The organism is Deinococcus ficus, from assembly GCF_003444775.1.
GTDB classification, from domain to species: Bacteria; Deinococcota; Deinococci; order Deinococcales; family Deinococcaceae; genus Deinococcus; species Deinococcus ficus.
Genome location: NZ_CP021083.1, coordinates 153,480 through 170,645, shown reverse-complemented (window position 1 = coordinate 170,645; position 17,166 = coordinate 153,480). Strand labels below are relative to the sequence as shown.

The 17,166-nt window shown below is 70.6% G+C and carries 15 protein-coding genes; 6 read left to right on the top strand and 9 right to left on the bottom strand.

Features of this window, described 5'->3' with window-relative positions:
• Positions 1-997: 997 nt before the first annotated feature.
• Both DFI_RS17215 and DFI_RS17210 read right to left on the bottom strand, forming a co-directional pair.
• A complete protein-coding gene (locus tag DFI_RS17215; RefSeq protein ID WP_027462391.1) occupies positions 998-2,110 on the bottom strand; it encodes a zinc ribbon domain-containing protein in 1,113 nt (370 codons plus the stop codon).
• An 80-nt stretch (positions 2,111-2,190) separates the two neighbouring features.
• A complete protein-coding gene (locus DFI_RS17210; protein ID WP_027462390.1) occupies positions 2,191-2,517 on the bottom strand; it encodes a hypothetical protein in 327 nt (108 codons plus the stop codon).
• Positions 2,518-2,989: 472 nt separating this feature from the next.
• Between DFI_RS17210 and DFI_RS17205 the strand changes: the two genes are divergently transcribed.
• The 4 genes from DFI_RS17205 (at position 2,990) to DFI_RS17190 (ending at position 7,092) form a co-directional block, all read left to right on the top strand.
• The gene (locus DFI_RS17205) at positions 2,990-4,039 is read left to right on the top strand and encodes a branched-chain amino acid ABC transporter permease (RefSeq protein WP_027462389.1); all 1,050 of its coding nucleotides are present in this window, start codon (positions 2,990-2,992) and stop codon (positions 4,037-4,039) included.
• The gene (locus DFI_RS17200) at positions 4,036-5,859 is read left to right on the top strand and encodes a branched-chain amino acid ABC transporter ATP-binding protein/permease (RefSeq protein ID WP_051307572.1); all 1,824 of its coding nucleotides are present in this window, start codon (positions 4,036-4,038) and stop codon (positions 5,857-5,859) included. The genes DFI_RS17205 and DFI_RS17200 overlap by 4 nt, the downstream gene beginning before the upstream one ends.
• The gene (locus DFI_RS17195) at positions 5,856-6,569 is read left to right on the top strand and encodes an ABC transporter ATP-binding protein (protein WP_027462387.1); all 714 of its coding nucleotides are present in this window, start codon (positions 5,856-5,858) and stop codon (positions 6,567-6,569) included. Before DFI_RS17200 ends, DFI_RS17195 begins: the two co-directional genes overlap by 4 nt.
• A gap of 115 nt (positions 6,570-6,684) precedes the next feature.
• Positions 6,685-7,092, top strand: coding sequence for a hypothetical protein (locus DFI_RS17190; RefSeq protein ID WP_027462386.1), 408 nt, complete (start codon positions 6,685-6,687; stop codon positions 7,090-7,092).
• Between the two features lie 332 nt (positions 7,093-7,424).
• On the opposite strand, the gene DFI_RS17185 is transcribed toward DFI_RS17190, so the two are convergent.
• The 7 genes from DFI_RS17185 to DFI_RS17155 all read right to left on the bottom strand — a co-directional run bounded on the left by DFI_RS17185 (position 7,425) and on the right by DFI_RS17155 (position 14,206).
• Positions 7,425-8,222 (bottom strand): ABC transporter ATP-binding protein, encoded by a 798-nt coding sequence (locus DFI_RS17185; RefSeq protein ID WP_022802988.1) that lies wholly within the window; start codon positions 8,220-8,222, stop codon positions 7,425-7,427.
• Between the two features lie 19 nt (positions 8,223-8,241).
• Entirely contained in the window at positions 8,242-9,276 is a 1,035-nt protein-coding gene (locus DFI_RS17180; protein WP_027462385.1) for a FecCD family ABC transporter permease, read from the bottom strand.
• Between the two features lie 31 nt (positions 9,277-9,307).
• Positions 9,308-10,231 carry an ABC transporter substrate-binding protein gene (locus DFI_RS17175; protein ID WP_027462384.1) on the bottom strand — a complete coding sequence of 308 codons (924 nt, stop codon included), beginning with the start codon at positions 10,229-10,231 and terminating at the stop codon, positions 9,308-9,310.
• Positions 10,232-10,251: 20 nt separating this feature from the next.
• Complete coding sequence (locus DFI_RS17170) at positions 10,252-11,262, bottom strand: FecCD family ABC transporter permease (protein ID WP_051307571.1); 1,011 nt, start codon at positions 11,260-11,262, stop codon at positions 10,252-10,254.
• 100 nt (positions 11,263-11,362) lie between these two features.
• A complete protein-coding gene (locus tag DFI_RS17165; RefSeq protein ID WP_027462382.1) occupies positions 11,363-12,298 on the bottom strand; it encodes a sucrase ferredoxin in 936 nt (311 codons plus the stop codon).
• A 34-nt stretch (positions 12,299-12,332) separates the two neighbouring features.
• Positions 12,333-13,262 carry an ABC transporter substrate-binding protein gene (locus tag DFI_RS17160; protein ID WP_027462381.1) on the bottom strand — a complete coding sequence of 310 codons (930 nt, stop codon included), beginning with the start codon at positions 13,260-13,262 and terminating at the stop codon, positions 12,333-12,335.
• Positions 13,259-14,206, bottom strand: coding sequence for an iron-siderophore ABC transporter substrate-binding protein (locus tag DFI_RS17155; RefSeq protein ID WP_027462380.1), 948 nt, complete (start codon positions 14,204-14,206; stop codon positions 13,259-13,261). The genes DFI_RS17160 and DFI_RS17155 overlap by 4 nt, the downstream gene beginning before the upstream one ends.
• A 191-nt stretch (positions 14,207-14,397) precedes the next feature.
• Here DFI_RS17155 and paaK point away from each other — a divergent pair, with 191 nt between their 5' ends.
• Both paaK and DFI_RS17145 read left to right on the top strand, forming a co-directional pair.
• A complete protein-coding gene (paaK, locus tag DFI_RS17150) occupies positions 14,398-15,678 on the top strand; it encodes a phenylacetate--CoA ligase PaaK (RefSeq protein WP_027462379.1) in 1,281 nt (426 codons plus the stop codon).
• A 67-nt stretch (positions 15,679-15,745) separates the two neighbouring features.
• Positions 15,746-17,116: an MATE family efflux transporter gene (locus tag DFI_RS17145; RefSeq protein WP_229829617.1), complete on the top strand. Its 1,371-nt coding sequence runs from the start codon at positions 15,746-15,748 to the stop codon at positions 17,114-17,116.
• The last annotated feature ends 50 nt before the right edge of the window (positions 17,117-17,166 follow it).

The window sequence follows — 17,166 nt, the reverse complement described above, 5'->3', positions numbered from 1 at the left end:
CGGAGCAGGGACGGTCCGGCTCACGCGACTGCCTGAGGCTCGCGAGGCCAAGTCGAATTGTCTGTTCGTGTGTCCATTCGGAGGTATCGGAGCGACCGCGTGACGGAGCACATGAAGCTCGAAGGGTGATGCAGGTGCAGCAACAGATGAGGCTGTTCAGCCTTCCGCCGGGCCTGTCACTTCCGTAGGGCCCCATGCTCGGCCCTACTCTTCGATTGATTTAACCTGAGGGTCCCCGGTCGCCCGCAGCGGTCGGGACATCATGATTCTGCCCTCGCCCTCCTTATGCTGGACCGACGAACGACCTGGAGGGTCAAGTGATTCGGCAGGTCCTGAGTGTCGAACCGGCTGACTTCCCAGAGCTGGCTACTCAACCGAGGCAGCAACGTCCGAACACCCGGGCAGGCGTCCATCGTTCACTCGCAGCGGGTCAGGTCCTCACCACCGTGAGCGGCTCGAGGCGTCCTTTGAACAGGCGGAGGGCCTCAACGTGAGCACCTGCCTCTGTGTGCTCCGCGTGGAGGAGGATGAGGTGGGTCTGTTCCGGCCTGCCGGGTCGCCCCCTTCGGGCCCACGTGAGCAGGGCAGCCGTCGGCTCTCCGAGGCCACGGGCATCCAGGATCCAGTGCCCGGCCCAGTCTGGTTGCGGGTGCTTCCCTCTCGTCGCTGGTGGACGAACCAATGGCCGCGGGTACCAGACCGGGAGGCCGCCCTTGGTGATCTGGATGATGGACAGGCACTGTTGGAGGGGCTGGCCAATGAACTGCCCGGACCGGGCGGGCCCCCAAACCTTGGGTTCACCGGCGAACAGGTCGGTGGTCGAGCGCGGGATGTGAAGCTCCGTGATGGGCTGGGTGGTGAGCTCTGAGGGGAGGGGCAAGGCCCCGAAGAGGACGCGGTGTGATTGGGTCATGTGGCTCCAGGAAGTTGGGATGCGGGCGGGTCTTGGGATCGAACCCGCCGCTCGAGGGTGAGAAGAGAGGAGGGTGGCGTCTTGTCAGCGGCGGACGTGCCGCCGGGCAGTGCGCTCGTGGCGGCGCAGCAGGTTCATCCCGGCCACGACGTGCGCGTCCGTCGTGAAGCCGCAGCGCACGCAGATGAACCGGGACCCGTGGCGGTTGGCCGGGCTGACGTGCCGGCAGGTGTCGTGGGGGCACTCGGTGCTGGTGTACCCGGCCGGGAGGCGGTACAGGGGAATGCGCGCGGCGTTGAGGGCCTGGGGCAGCGCGGCGTGGTGGTGGTCGAGGAGGGCGTGGTCGCGGGAGCGGTGAACGTACCCGCGATCCATGTTCGGGATCCGCAGCTGTTCGGCGATCACGGTGGACGCGTGCATGAACAGGTAGCCGGTGACCTGCTCGGCGTCCTGGCGTCCGTTGGCGTACACGATCTGGTCGTGCAGGAGCTGGGCGGCGCGGGAAAGGCCAGCGCGGTCGGGCAGGGTCAGGGGCGTGGAGTGGAACACCTGCACCCGTCCGTCCTCGTGCACGGCGGTGGTCAGCGGGAAGAGGCCGAGGTCTAGGGCGACCCGTCCACGTTCCGTGGGGAGCGGCCGGGTGAGCCAGGTCGTCCGGAACGTCAGGGTGACGAACCAGTGCCCGCCGGGCGTCATGTGGAGGAGCGTGTCTTCCGGCAGCCAGGAGGACTTGAGCGGCAGGGTGGACGGGACGAGGTGGGGAGCGTCAAGGTGCCGTGGGGCGTGCGCGGCGCTTTGCTCGAGGACGAGGCGGACGTCGCAGACATTCACGTCGGGCTCGCGGGCGAGGGTGAACGCGACGTCCAGGCACAGGGGAGCGCGGTGGTCCGGGCTGGCCTCGACCAGGGCGGCGTAGGCGTGGGCGGGCAGACGGTAGAGGTCGGCCTGGATGGACTGCCCGGCCAGGGTGAGGTGGCGGTCCCCGGTCACGACCGGCAGGACGCCGGGGGCGAGGCGGTAGGTCTGGGCGGAGCGGACGCCCTTGAGGGGGTCGGCGCGCTCGTCCTCGGGCCGGGGGAGGGGCACGACGACACCCTGCTCGATGAGCAGCGCGAAGGTGGGGTAGCTGCCGTGGTGTGCGGGCACGTCGTAGTGGTCGGGTTCGTTGCGGCGGCTCTGGGGGGCGGTGTGGGTCATGGGACTCCTGGGAGGTGCGAAGCGGGCAGCCGCGTGGCTGCCCGGGAGAGGCGGAGATTGGAGGACGGGCCCGCTTCGGCTTACAGCCAGTGGCGGGGCGTGAGGCGGCGCCCGCGGGCACTGGCCAGAGCGCAGGAAAGGTCGGCGGCGAGGTGAACGTGGACAGGCAGGTCGTGCACCTGCACGTTCATCCCGGGGAGGTCCGCGGCGATGACGGTGACCGGTGTGCCCTGCGCGGCGAGGTCGTGGAGCAGCGCGCCGGTGTCCTCCCGGAGAAGCGAGATGGCCGCGCGGCTGAGGATGATCTGTGCTGGCGGGGGCGCGCCGGTCAGGCAGGCGTGCAGGCAGGTGAGCCAGCCGGTGAGGCTGTGGATGACGTGAACTTCGTTGGGTGGGGGGTCGTTCATGGTGGGCCCTGGTGCGTGCCGGCACCTGCGGTGTTGAGGGTGTGAGGGAAGTGGATGGAGGGTTCGAGGTTTAGATGTGTGTGTGTTCCATGTCTTTCCACGCCGACCTGCGCGCAGCGCTGGTCGGTGTTCACGTGTGTTGGGTTGATGCGCCGCTGGTGGCCGTCGAGGGATTCAGGGCCTGTGCGGGAGACCCCCTATATATAAGGTGCAAATCTCCGGGAAGCGGACCGCGTCTGATGCTCACCAAATGCGTCAGGGGCAGCGTTTGACGGGACCTGCTCCGGGAGGAGTTCCTCTCCTTGTAAGGCGGCGGCTTTCTGGTAACGGGGGGCCCCCACCGCCAGCGCACCCGTCTGCACCGCGGAAGTCGTGAGCGTGGGCTCAACGCGCTATAAAGGGTGTCGTCTACAACGCAGGAATCAACTCAGTGACAAGGGGTTACCCATGACGACGCTTTTCTGGAGGCCGCGTGCAGATCTTTGATCCGGCCATTTTTCCCATCCTTGCCGCCGACGGCCTGACCAACGGCGCGATCTACGCCCTGCTGGCGCTGTCCATCGTGCTGGTGTTCGCGGTGACCCGAGTGATCTTCATTCCGATCGGGGAGTTCGTGGTGTACGGCACCCTGACCCTCGCCGCCCTTCAGCTCGGGAAGGTGCCGGGCACGGTGGGGCTGCTGCTGGCCCTGCTGGCCCTGGCGGCGGTGCTGGAGGCGGTCAGCCTGCTTCGCGCGGGTCGCGGACGAAACGCCCTGATCACTCTGGGCGGCGCCGCCATTGCCGGTGTGGTCGTGTGGTTCCTGGCCGGGGCGCTCGCGCCGATGAAGCTGCCCCTGTGGGTGCAGTCGCTGCTGACGCTCCTGATCATCGTGCCGATGGGGCCGCTGCTCTACCGCGTGGTGTACCAGCCGCTGCAGAACGCCTCGGTGCTGGTCCTCCTGATCGCGTCGGTCGCCCTGCACATGGTGATGACCGGCCTGGCGCTGGTGTTCTTCGGCCCGGAAGGTTCGCGTACGCCGCCCTTCCTGGAGGGGCAGCTGGGCAGCGGGGCCCTGACCATCAATTGGCAGAACGTGCTGGTGATGCTCGCCTCGGGCCTGCTGATGCTGGGGCTGTTCCTGTTCTTCGAGCGCACCATGGCCGGCAAGGCCCTGCGCGCCACAGCCGTGAACCGGGTGGGGGCGCGCCTGGTGGGCATCAGCCCGACGTCCGCCGGCACCCTGACCTTCCTGCTGGCGGCGGTGATCGGGGCGCTGAGCGGCATGCTGATCGGGCCGACGGTCGCCATGACCTACGACAGCGGCTTCCTGATTGGCCTGAAGGGTTTCATCGGCGCGATCATCGGTGGGCTGGTGAGCTTCCCCCTGGCGGCGGCGGGCGCGGTGCTGGTCGGCCTGATCGAGAGTTTCGCGTCGTTCAGCCTGTCCGCGTGGAAGGAAGTGATCGTGTTCACGCTGATCCTGCCGGTGCTGCTGTGGCGCAGCCTGACCACCCGGCACATCCCGGAGGACGAGGAATGATTCCGGTGACCGAGCAGGCCATCTCCACCAACCCGCCGCGGGTGACGCCCCGCGTGCTGCTGGGCGGCGCGCTGCTGCTGCTGGCCCTGGTGCTGCCGGCCTTCCTGCCGCTGTTCCAGGTGACGATCATGACGAACATCATGATCTTCGCCATCGTCGCGATCGGGCTGGTGCTGCTCACCGGCGTGATCGGCCTGACGTCTTTCGGGCACGCCGCGTTCATGGGGGTCGGCGCGTACGCCACGGCGGTGCTTACCACGAAGTACGGCCTGAGCCCGTGGCTGGGCCTGCCGGCCGGGCTGCTTACCACGGCCCTCGTGGCCTGGACGCTGGGCCTGGTGACCCTACGCATGTCCGGGCACTACCTGCCGCTCGCGACCATTGCCTGGGGCATGAGCCTCTTCTACATCTTCGGGAACACGCCGGCGTTGGGCGGCTTCACCGGCATCACCGACATTCCCCCCATCACGCTCTTCGGCACGCCGCTCACTTCCCCGCGGCAGTACGCGTACCTCACCTTGCTGGCCCTGGGGGTCGTGATGACCCTCACGGCGTTCCTGCTGCAGAGCCGGGTGGGCCGCGCCATGCGCGCCCTGCGCGGCGGACCGGTTGTGGCCGAGGCGTTCGGCGTGAACAACTTCCGCATGAAGGTCGAGGTGTTCGTGATCTCCGCGCTGTTCGCGTCCCTGGCCGGCTGGCTGTACGCGCACGCCCAGCGCTTCGTGAACCCCACTCCCTTCAGTGTGTCCGAGGGCATCAACTACCTGTTCATGGCCGTGGTCGGCGGCATCAATTACGTGCTGGGCGGCCTGTTCGGCGCGGCCCTGATCACGCAGCTGCGCGAGCAGCTTCAGACGCTGCTGCCGAAATTGCTGAACGCGCAGGGGAACTTCGAGGTGATCGTTTTCGGCATCCTCGTGATCTTGACGCTGCAGTTCGCGCGCCGGGGCCTGTGGCCGCTGATCGAGCGTCTGCTCCCCCAGGACCGCATCCGTATCCTCCCGCAGGACACGCGCCTGCCCGAGCGGCCCAAGCCGGCGGCCGGCACGCCGCTCCTGAGTGTCCGCAACGCCGTGAAGCAGTTCGGCGGCCTGAAGGCCGTGAACGACGTGTCCTTCGACCTGCACGCCGGGGAGATCCTGGGCCTGATCGGCCCGAACGGCGCCGGGAAAAGCACCATGTTCAACCTGATCACCGGCGTGAACCCCGCCACCAGCGGCCAGATCCAGTTCATGGACCGCGAGATCGGCCGCGCCGACGCCGGCAGCATTCACCGCCTGGGCTTGGCGCGCACCTTCCAGCACGTGCACCTGCTGCCCGACCTGACCCTGCTGGAGAACACCATGATGGGCGGGTACGCCCGCGCCAAGGCCGGCATGCTGCAGAGCATGCTGCACCTCGAGCGCGCGGAGGAGGCCGCCCTGCAGCACGAGGCCCTGGCGCAGCTGCAGCGCGTCGGGCTCGGCGAGCAGGCCTTCGACCTCGCCGGGAACCTCGCCCTGGGCCAGCAGCGCATCCTGGAAGTCGCCCGCGCCCTGGTCGCCGACCCCACCCTGCTGCTGCTCGACGAACCGGCCGCCGGGCTGCGCTACGGCGAGAAGCAGGAACTCAGCGCACTGCTCAAACGCCTGCGGGACGAGGGCGTCACCATCCTGATCGTGGAGCACGACATGGACCTTGTCATGAACCTCGTCGACCGCCTGGTCGTCATGAACTACGGGCAGAAACTCGCCGAGGGGAGCCCCGCCGAGATCCGCGGCAACCAGGATGTCCGCGAGGCGTACCTGGGCGTGGACATGACCGAGGAGGCCAGCGCATGACCGCCCCCACCCTGCTTGAAGTCACCGACCTGCACACCCGCTACGGCCGCGTCGAGGCGCTGTCCGGCGTGAGCCTGCACGTGCCCGACGGACACATCGTCTCCGTGATCGGCGCGAACGGCGCCGGCAAGACCACCCTGATGAATTCCATCATGGGCCTGCTGCCCAGCCAGGGCGGCCTGACCTACCGCGGCGAGAACCTCCAGAACGTCTCCCTGGAAGGGCGTGTGGCCCGCGGCATCTGCCTCGTTCCGGAACGCCGGGACCTGTTCGCCAGCATGACCGTCGCCGACAACCTCACCCTCGGCGCGTACAGCCGCCGCCGCAGCAACTGGAAGGCGGACCTGGACGACGTGTACCGCCGCTTCCCGCGCCTGCTGGAACGCCGCACGCAGCTCGCCGGGACGCTCTCCGGCGGGGAGCAGCAGATGCTCGCCATCGGCCGGGCCCTGATGGCCCGGCCCACCCTGCTGCTGCTCGACGAACCCAGCCTGGGGCTCGCGCCCCTGATCGTCCGCGACATCCTCAACATCGTCCGTCAGCTCAGGAGTGACGGCGTGACCGTCCTGCTCGTCGAGCAGAACGCGCGGGCCAGCCTCGCGATCAGCGACGAGGCGTACGTCCTCGAAACCGGCGCCGTGAAGATGAGCGGACCCGCCCAGGACCTTGCCCGGAATGACGAATTGACTGCCAGCTACCTCGGCGGATGATGGCTGCGGTGTCGCAAGATGGGAACGCACGCACTTCCGACCAAGCCCGTCGCGACGGCGAGGGTGCGCAAGACCCTTCAGCGAAGCCAGCCCCGGGCGCTTATACTGATACGGCATGACTACCCCGAATCGCTGCTGGAGGCTTCTGAGCCTTCCGCTCCTCTCGCTCTTCGCCCTTACCGCGTGCACGCCGACGATGGACAGCATGGTGCCCGCCGCGTCGGTGACGGGCCAGTGGAGCGGCGACGTTAGCCACTGGGCCCTGGGCTCGTACGAAGTGACGGCGACGCTGAGTCAGGTGGACACGCCCCGAGTTGGTGATTTCAAGGGCACGGTGTCAGCGGCCGGCATCGGCCTGCAGGGCAAGATCACTGGGAACGTCAAGGACGGCACCCTGATTGCTTCCGACGGCACAACGATCGTCAACTGCGCTGGACAATTCTTGGCGAACAGCCGCTATGAAGGTGACTGCTCGGCACGTGGTCAGGACGTGCACCTGCGCCTCTTTCTGAAGCAGCCCTGAGTTTCATCAGAAGTTCAGGTGCGTTGGATTAACGCCATGCTGGCCTTACCGCTGGGCGGCGTGGCCATGAAGCTGCCACCTCGTCGGTTCGCATTGCGGGCGAACCGACGAGGTGGTGTTGCCCAACGGCAATGCCGCTTCCACCTTTCCAGATGCCGTAGAGGAGCAAGCGTATCGCTGTATGGGCACCCCCATGCCGTCCTGGGGAGGGGTCATACCCAACATGCGCTCCACTACTCCTGTTCTGCTCTAAGCCACTGCTCCGGAGTGTGGGCAAGGCGGGCTGAGCGCTGGGCAGCCCATCCATAACGTACCCAATGAGACGGGCAGGCTCAGCGCGTCAGGGCGTAGGGGATCACGTGGGGTTTGCCGGTGTCCGGGTCGGGCAGCAGATGGGCCTTGAGGCCGAAGACGTCGGCGAGCAGGTCGTGGGTGAGGACGTCCCCGGCGGGGCCCTGCGCGTACACCTCGCCGCCTTTCATGGCGATGATCTCGTCGCTGTAGCGCACGGCCTGGTTCAGGTCGTGGAGGACCATCACGACCGTCTTGCCCTGTTCGCGGTTCAGGCGCTGCGCGAGGTGCAGCACTTCGAGCTGGTGCGAGAGGTCGAGGTAGGTGGTGGGTTCGTCAAGCAGCAGGATGTCGGTCTGCTGCGCGAGGCTCATGGCGATCCAGGCGCGCTGCCGCTGCCCGCCGCTGAGGGCGTCCAGGGGCCGGCCGGCGAAGATGCGCATGCCGGTCTGGTCGAGCGCCCACTGCACGGCCGTGCGGTCCTCCTCGCGGCGGACCGGGAAGCGGCCCTGGTGCGGGTGCCGGCCGAACCACACGAGCTCCTCCACGCTGAGGCCTTCGGGCGCGGTGGGGCCCTGCGGGAGGATGGCGAGGCGGCGGGCGACCTCGCGGCCTGGCAGGGCGTGCAGCGCCTGCCCGTACAGCTGGATGCCGCCGCCCTGAAGGGGCAGCAGCCGGGCCAGGGCGCGCAGCAGGGTGCTTTTGCCGCAGCCGTTCGGGCCGATGATGCTGGTGACCTTCCCGCCGGCGACGCGCAGGTTCAGTTCGGGAATGATGACCTGCTGGCCGTACCCGAGGCGCAGGTTCTCCGTGGACAGGGGGGAGGGGGGTTGGGTCATGGGGGGCCTTCTTGCGGGGTCACCGGGTGTTCCGGAGGAGGTACAGGAAGTAGGGCGCGCCGACCAGGGTGGTGAAGATCCCGGCGGGGACTTCCAGCGGGGGCAGCAGGGCGCGACCGAGGGTGTCGGCGGCCAGGACGAGCAGGGCGCCGAGGAGCATGGCGACCGGCAGCAGCCGGCCGTGCTTGCCGCCCACGAGGAGCCGCGCGAGGTGCGGGGCAAGCAGGCCCACGAAGCCCAGGATGCCGGCGCCGGTCACGGCCGCGCCGGCCAGCGCCACGGCGACACTGAGGGCCAGCAGCCGCGCCGCGCCGACGCGGGTGCCGAGGCTGGTGGCGAGGTCCTCACCGAGGTTCAGGACGTCCAGGGTGCGGGAGAGCAGCAGGCCGGCCGGCAGCAGGATCAGCGCCCAGGGCAGCACGCGGGTGACGCGGGCGGCGTCGGCGCCGTACACGCTGCCGGTCAGGAAGCTCAGGGCGGAGCCCAGGCCGTCCGGGGCGCGCACCAGGATCAGCTGCTGCGCGGCGCCCAGGGCCGCGGCCACGGCGACGCCCACGAGGGCCAGGCGGACGGGATGCAGCGCGCCGCGGCGCCGGCCCTGCCATTCGTGGGAAAGCAGCAGCACCAGCCCGAACCCGCCCCACGCGCCGGCCAGCGCCGCCCAGGGCAGCCCGCCGGGCGGGGCGTCCGGCCAGGCGAGCAGGAACGCGGTGGCCGCCAGTCCTGCGCCGGCGCCCACGCCGATGATGTCGGGGGAGGCCAGGGGGTTGCGGATCACGCCCTGCAGCATCGCGCCGGACGCCGCGAACATGGCCCCGGTCAGGACCGCCGTGAGGATGCGCGGCGCGCGGAGTTCGAGCACGAGCTGCCGGGTCAGGTCGTCCCCGCCGCCGGTGAGGACGCGCAGCACGTCCGGGGCGGGCGTGCGGACCGCCCCGAGGCCCAGGGCCAGCACGCCCAGCAGCAGGGTCAGCGCCGTGAGCAGCAACGCCACGGTCACTGCCCGGGGCGTGGTGTAGCGGGCCGCGAACCCGGGAGCGGGGGCGCCGGTCATGCCGGGTCCTGCGGGGCGGGGCGCCGGGGCATCAGTACCTGAAGTCGGCGGTGGGGGCGGCGTCTTGCAGCAGGCGGCTCTTGATCGTCTCGGCCACCATCAGTTTCAGCGCGAGCGGACCGCGGCCGCGGGTCCAGTTGTCGCGGTTGAACTCGTACACGCGGCCGCGGGCGACGGCCGGCAGCTTCTGCCACAGGGGGTTTTTCTTCCAGCTTTCGGTGATGGGCGTCTCGTCGGGCGCGGTGAACAGGATCAGCGTCTGCGGCTGCAGCGCCACCAGGCCTTCCAGGGACAGCTCGTACTGCGTTTCGGTGCCGCGGACCTTCACGGCGTTCTTCCGCCCGAGGTCCTCCAGGAAACTGCCGACGAAGCTCTCGTTGGTGTGCACGGTGAAGGACTTGGGCGTGACGACGCCCGCCACGAAGGCCGGCGCCTTGGGGTTGGCGAAGGCCCGGGCCTTGCTAATCAGGCTCTTCTGGTCGGCGAGCAGGCGCCGGGCGGCGGCTTCGCGGCCGACGAGCTGCCCGATGGCGAGCGTCTGGGCGTTCAGGTCGTCCAGGCTGCCGCGCCGGCTCTGGAAGGCGGCGGTGGGCGCCACGCGGGAGAGCTGCGGGTAGATGTCGGTGTGCACGAAGGCGTCCGCGAGGATCAGGTCGGGTTTGCTGGCGGCCATCAGCTCGAAGCTGGGCTGCGCGCGGCTGCCGGTGGAGGTGATGCCGGCCACGCGCCCGGCCAGGTAGGGGGGCGCGCCCCGGTCGCCGCCCTGGGTGCCCAGGGTGGCCCCGACGGGTTTGACGCCCAGGGCGAGCAGGGTGTCCAGGAAGGAGTACTCCAGCGCCACGACGCGCTTGGCGGGGGTCTTGAGGTCCAGGGTGCCGCGCTCGTGCTTGACGGTCACGGCGGCCGCGGCGGTCAGCAGGGTCAGGGCGCTCAGGGTCAGGGCGGTTGTCTTCATGGGGGAACCTCTCTTGGGCCTCAGCGGCCGATCCGGCGGGCCAGCAGCACGAAGAACGGTGCGCCGGCGGCGGCGACGAGAATGCCGACGGGCGTCTCGGCGGGGCGGGCGATCAGGCGGGCGACGATGTCGGCTGCGGTCAGGAACGAGGCGCCCAGCAGCGCGGCGAGCGGCAGGGCGTAACGGTGGTCCGGGCCGACCAGGGCGCGGGCGGCGTGCGGCACGACCAGGCCCACGAAGCCGATCGGGCCGACCACGCTCACGGACGCGGCGGCCAGCAGCACGCCCAGCCCGGTGATCACCGCCGAGTCCTGTTCGGTGCGGCTGCCGAGGCTGCGGGCGACGTCCTCGCCGAGGGAGAGGATGTTGAGTTTGGGCGTGAGGAGCAGCGCGGCGAGCAGCCCGGCCGTCAGCCAGGGGCCGAGCTGGGCCACCTGTTCCCAGCCGCGCCCGGCGACGCTGCCGGACAGCGCGAACAGGGCGCCCTGGGCACGGTCCTCGAAGAGGATCTGCACGGAGCGGGTGGCCGCGCCGACCAGGCTGGCGACGGCCACGCCGGCGAGCGCCAGGCGCAGGGGCGTGATGCCCACGCTGCGCGCCACGGAGTACGCCACCAGGGCGGCCAGGGTCCCGCCGGCGAACGCGGCGGGCACGAAGGCCCAGCCGGGCGCGGCGGGGAAGAACACCACCATCAGCAGGATGCCGAGCGCCCCGCCCGCCTCGACGCCCAGGATGCCGGGGTCGGCGAGGGGATTGCGGGTGACGCCCTGCAGCATCAGGCCCGAGACGCCCAGGGCCGCACCGGCGAGCAGGGCGACCAGAGTGCGGGGGAGGCGCAGGGTGTGCACGATCAGGCTCTCGTTGGTGTCGTCCGGGTGGAGCAGCACGGCCAGGGTGCGGTCCAGGGGCAGGTCGGTGGCGCCCAGGGCGAGGGAGCCGAGCAGCGCCCCGAAGACGGCGACGACCCCCGCGAAGAGCCACAGGGGCCGCGTGCTGCGGGGTCGGGTCAGGGGGAGGGGGGCGCTGGTCATGGGCGGTGAGGGCGAGGCGGAGCCACGCGACCCCTTATCCTGAATAAACCGAGCAAGACAGTCAAGTTTCGCGCCGGGGGCTGCCGGGGGGCGTCCGCGTTCACGACCATTCCACGTGATACTGCTTGACGTCCATCCACTCGGTTTTGTGGCTCGATCCGGGCACCTTCAGCCCCGGCGCCGGCGTCACCCGCGCAGTAACCGACCCGGCCACCTCGCCGACCCCGTGATGCAGCGCCACCGTCCAGCCCTCGTCGTCTGCCTGCACGTCCGCGCGGCGCGGCGCGTCCAGCCACGCCCAGCCGCGCCGCACGAGGAGTTCGCGGTCCACGACCTGCGCCACCGGCGGCAGGCCCGCGTAGCCCCGCAGGTGCCCGCGCACCTCGGCGGGGGCCACGGCGCGCCGCGCCACCCGCCGGGCGAGGTCCGGGGTCAGGTGCGCCCACAGCAGCCCGGCCGGCAGGTCCACCGCCGTCGCCGCGAAGCGGTGCCCGCCGAAATGCCCAGTCCGCCAGGCCCGCACGTTCCCCGCGCGCAGGCCCTGGTACACCGGCACGCCGTATTTCCCGCAGGCGGCGTCCACCGTGCCGTGCGTGCACACGTGCCAGTCCGGCCCGGCCGGCGGCGTGACCTCCGCCCAGCCATCGAGGTTCGCGGGCTCCAGCAGCGTGTCGGTCAGGCCGCGCGCCCAGTCGTCCTGCGGCCGGTCCGACGTGAAGTCCCGCCGCGCGTACCCGCCCGCGCCCAGCGCGTAATACCTCACCCGCAGCGGCGCGCCCGGCGTTTCCGGCGCGCTCATCAGCAGGCCGAAGCCCGCGCCGGAGGCCTCCACCTTGCCGCGCAGGCGCTCGAAGACGCCCGCCTGTTCCGCCGTCCAGCCGGCCACGTCCCGCACCCGCGCCCATATCGGCACGTCGAGTTCCAGGACCGTGACCTCCTGCCAGTGCGGCGCGGTGCCGATGGGGTCCTCGCCCGCCGCGCGGGACAGGTCCGCGCACAGCGGCAGCCGGGCGGACCCGGCAGCCGCGGCGGTCATCGGCGGGGCTGCCTTGGGGCGGAGGGGGCGGCGCTCATCGGGTCCATGGTACCCGGCTGGGTTCACCGCTCAGCACGCGGCTGGCGACCATGTCGTTCAGGATGCCTTCCAGCCCGATGATCCCGCGGCCTTTCGCCCAGTCGTCCCGGTTGAAGGTGTGGATGCGGTTGGCGCGGGCGGCCGGGAGGCGCTTCACGACCGGGTCGGCGGCGAACTTGCGGTACACGGCCTCGTCCTCGGGGTTGTACAGCACGATCAGGGTGTCCGGGTTCAGGGCGAGCAGGCCTTCCATGCTCACGGCGTACTGGGTCTGCCCGTCGCGGTTCAGGCTGGGATTGGTGCGGCCCAGCACCTCCAGCAGGCTGCCCACGTAACTCTGGTCGCTGTGCACGAAGAACCCGGTGGGGGCCAGCACGCCCACCACCACCCGCCCCGCGGCGGGCCTGCTGGTGGCGCGCGCCCGGCTGAGCAGCGCCGTGTGGCGGGCCAGGAAGGTCCGGCCCAGGGCCTCCTTGCGCACCAGGCGGCTGATCAGGCTGAACTGCTCGATCTGGTCCTGGTAGCTGCCGCGGTACGAGCGGAACAGCAAGGTGGGGGCGATCTTCTGCAGTTGCGGGTACAGCGTCTTGTGGTCGTTCTCGTCGGCGATGATCAGGTCGGGTTTCAGCGCCAGGATCTTCTCCAGGCTGGGCGCGTGCCGGTTGCCGACCAGGGTGACGCTCCCAGCCGGGTAGTACTTCTTCAGGTGCGGCAGGACCACGTCGGCCTTGTCGCCGTCGGCGGCGATCCCGACGGGCCGGACGCCCAGTTTCGCCAGGGCGTCCATGAAGCTGAACTCCAGCACCACGATCCGCTTCGGGACGTGGGCCAGGGTCGTCTGGCCCATCAGGTGGGGCACCGTGACGCTCTGCGCCGAGGCGCCCGCGCCCCACAGGGCGGCGGTCAGCAGGGCGGCGCGCCTCACTTCACCTTCTCCAGAATCAGGCGGGTGAGCTCGGTGCTGTTGCGCAGGCTGATCAGCGGGCCGCTGTACGGGCTGAAGTCCTCCGGGACGTACAGCACGCTCTGGCCCCGGAGTTTCTGCCCGGCGGGCGTCTTCAGGAAGGCGTCGGCGCCGTTGTACTTGCCACCGGGGGGGAACAGCACCACCAGGGTCTTCCTGTCCAGCCCGAGCAGGGCCTCGTCACTGATCTGCGCCCCGACGCCCAGGGTGGACTTGCCGAGGTTCAGGCCGTCCTTGAAGCCCAGGGCCCGCAGGTCGGGGATCAGGCGCACGGTGCTGTACACCCAGGTGCTGCCTCCGGCGAAAGGCGCGACCACCACGACCTTGTCGTACTTCGTGAACACGCCGGCCTGCCGGAGCTTCGCGGCGTTGGCGCGGTTGGTGTCGTTCACCTGCTTGATGACGCGCTCGGCCTCCGCCTGCTTCCCGAAGACCTTGGCCAGGGCGCGCAGGCCGGCCTGCCAGAAGCCCGGGCCGCCTTCCTTGAAGCCCACGGTGGGGGCCACCTTGCTGAGCTTGTCGTAATTCTGGTTGCCGTCCCAGGTGAGGCGCACGATCAGGTCGGGTTTCAGGGCGGTGATGGTCTCGAGGTTCGGGGCGGTCCAGTCGCCGATATAGGCGGGGCTGTTCAGTTTCACGCGGCCGTAGAACCCGCGTTTGAGCACGTCGGGTTTCAGCTTCCCGCCGCTGAGGTCGGCGGGCGTGAAGTAGGTGCTGCCCAGGCCGACCACGCGGTCGCTGACGCCCAGCGCGGCCAGCCAGCCCAGGGCCTCCTCGTCCATCGCGACGATGCGCTTGGGCACGCTGCCGAGGGTGGCGGTGCCCTCGTCGTGCTTGATCGTGACGGCCTGGGCGGAGGCCGCGAGCAGCAGGGTGAGGGGCAGCAGGGCAGAGCGGAACGTCATGCTGCTCATCTTGAGTAAACCGAGTGACTTAGTCAAGTTTAATCGTCCGGCCTTCCTGGAACATCTGCACCACGCGCTCCAAGCCAGGGCTCCCTGCATTAGCATCAGCTCAACGACAATTCACCCGCCGGCCGCCGTGACGCTGCCCTGTGCCACCGCGGTTCCCGGCCCCCCTCCCCAGGAGCCCCAGCATGTTTCAACCCGACCGCGAGGCCATGCCCATTCCCGAACTGCGCGCCCTGCAACTCCGGCAGCTGCAGGCCATGGTGCACCGCCAGTACGAGCACGCCGCCCCCTACCGCCGCAAATTCCAGGACGCCGGCGTCACTCCGGACGACCTGCGCTCCCTGGGCGACCTGAGCCGCTTCCCCTTCACCCGCAAGACCGACCTGCGTGACAACTACCCCCTGGGCCTCACCAGCGTGCCGGCCGGAGCGCTGCGCCGCATCCACGCCAGCAGCGGCACCAGCGGCAAACCCACCGTCGTCGCCTACGACGACAACGACATGAACGTCTTCGCCGAGGTCGTCGCCCGCAGCCTCTACGCCGCCGGCGGCCGCCCCGGCATGGTCTTCCACAACGCCTACGGCTACGGCCTGTTCACCGGCGGCCTCGGCACTGACGGCGGCGGCCGCCGCCTCGGGCTGTGCACCGTCCCCGTCTCCGGCGGCGGGACCGAGCGGCAGGTGCAGCTCATCGAGGACCTCAGCCCCGAGATCATCGCCTGCACGCCCAGCTACGCCCTGGTGCTCGCCGAGGCCCTGCGGGCGCGCGGCATGACCCCGGACGACATCAGCCTCCGCTACGCCGTGCTGGGCGCCGAACCCTGGACCGACAAGACCCGTCGCGAGGTCGAGGCTGGCCTCGGCGTCAAGGCCACCAACATCTACGGCCTGTCCGAGGTGATCGGCCCCGGCGTCAGCAACGAGGACGCTGCCGAGCAGCAGGGCAGCTACCTCTGGGAGGACCACTTCTACCCCGAGATCGTGGACCCCGACACGGGTGCCGTCCTCCCCGACGGTGAGTGGGGCGTGCTGGTCCTGAGCAGCATGACCCGCACCGCCATGCCCATCCTGCGTTACTGGACCGGCGACATCACCCGCCTGATCCCCGGCGACAACGCCACCGGGCGCACCATGCGCCGCATGGACGGCATCCGCGGCCGCAGCGACGACCTGATCATCCTGCGCGGCGTGAACGTCTACCCGACGCAGCTTGAAGCCGTGCTGGTCGGTATGGGCCAGGCCAGCCCGCACTACCACGTGATCCTCACCCGCACCGGCCTGATGGACGACCTGACCCTGCAGGTGGAAACCGACACGGAATCCGCCGCGCTGCGCGACGAGATCACCCGCCAGATCAAGGTGCAGGTCGGCGTGAGCGTGAAATGCGAACTGTGCGTGCCCGGCAGCCTGCCCCGCAGCGAGGGCGGAAAACTGCGCCGCGTCACCGACCTGCGCAGCGCCCGGTGAGCGCGCCCCCCGCTGAAACCCGACATTTTCCTCAGCGGGGCGGCGCCCGCCTGCCTACACTGCCCCGGTGACCCGGCCCGCCCCCACCCCCCCCGCCCCGCCCCGGCCGGAGTGGCGCAACCTCATGACCCTCGCCGTGCCGGTCGTGGTCTCCCAGTTCGCCTCCAACGGCATGACCCTGATCGGCACGGCCGTGATGGGCCGCCTGGGCACCACCGAACTCGCCACCATCGCGTACGTCAACGCCCTGTTCAACCTGGGCCTGATGGTCCTGGTCGGCGTCATGCTGAGCGTTCCCGCGCGCGTCGCCGCCGCGCACGGCGCCCAGGACCCCCAGGCCGTGCGCGTCACCGCCCGGGCCGGCGCGCTGCTCGGCGCCAGCCTCGCCCTGGGCTTCGGGACGCTGCTGTGGCTGGGCGCGCCCCTGGTCGCGCAGCGCAGCCCCGCCGGCCTCGACGCCGGGTTGATTCAGGAGACCCTGCGCACGCTTGCGCTGGTGCTGCCCGCCTCGATGGGCTTCATGACCTGCCGCGGCATCCTCGAGGCGACCGGGCAGCCCCGCACCGTCACGGCCGCGCTGCTGCTCGGCGTCGCCGCGTCCGCCGGCCTGGCGCCCGCCCTGGCCTTCGGCTGGGGCCCGCTGCCCCCCCTGGGCTTCCGCGGCCCGGTCCTGAGCACCGTGCTCACCCTGTGGCTGGTGTTCCTGACCCTGCTGCGCTTCGCCTGGCCGGCCCTGCGCCCTGGTGCGGCCCTGCCGGCCGGCGCGGTGCGACGCGAGTACCGCCAGCTGCTGCACGTCGGCGTGCCCATCGGCCTGACCCTGGGCGCCGAGGTGGGCCTGTTCGGCGTGACGTCCCTGCTGATGGCGCAGTTCGGCACCGAAACCCTCGCCGCGCACAACGTCGCCCTGCAGATCATCACCGCCGCCTTCATGGTCCCGCTGGGCCTGTCCACCGCCGTCGGCATCCGCGTGGCGCACCTCAGCGGCCGCAAGCAGCCCGCCCAGGCCCGCCGCGCCGGGCTGATCGGCATGCAGCTCGCCGTGGGGTTCATGCTCACCGTGAGCCTGCTGTACCTGCTCGCCCCCCGCGCCGTGATCGGCCTGTTCGTGGACGCCCACGCGCCTGCCAACGCCGCGCTGGTCGCCACCGCCACCGGGTACCTGCTGATCGCTGCGCTGTTCCAGGCCTTCGACGGCCTGCAGGTCACCGCCAACGCCGCCCTGCGCGGCCTGCAGGACACCCGCGTGCCCATGCTGATTTCCCTGGCCTCCTACTGGCTGGTCGGCCTGGGCCTGGGCGCCCTGCTGGCCTTCCCGCTGGGCCTGGGCGGGCAGGGCCTGTGGTTCGGCCTGACCGCCGGGCTGCTCACGTCCTCGGCGCTGCTCACCTGGCGCTTCCTGCACCGCGCCCGGCCTGGCCTGCCCGCCGTGACCTGAACGCCCACACAACAGCGCGGCCCGGCCACTGATGGGGCCGGGCCGCGCTG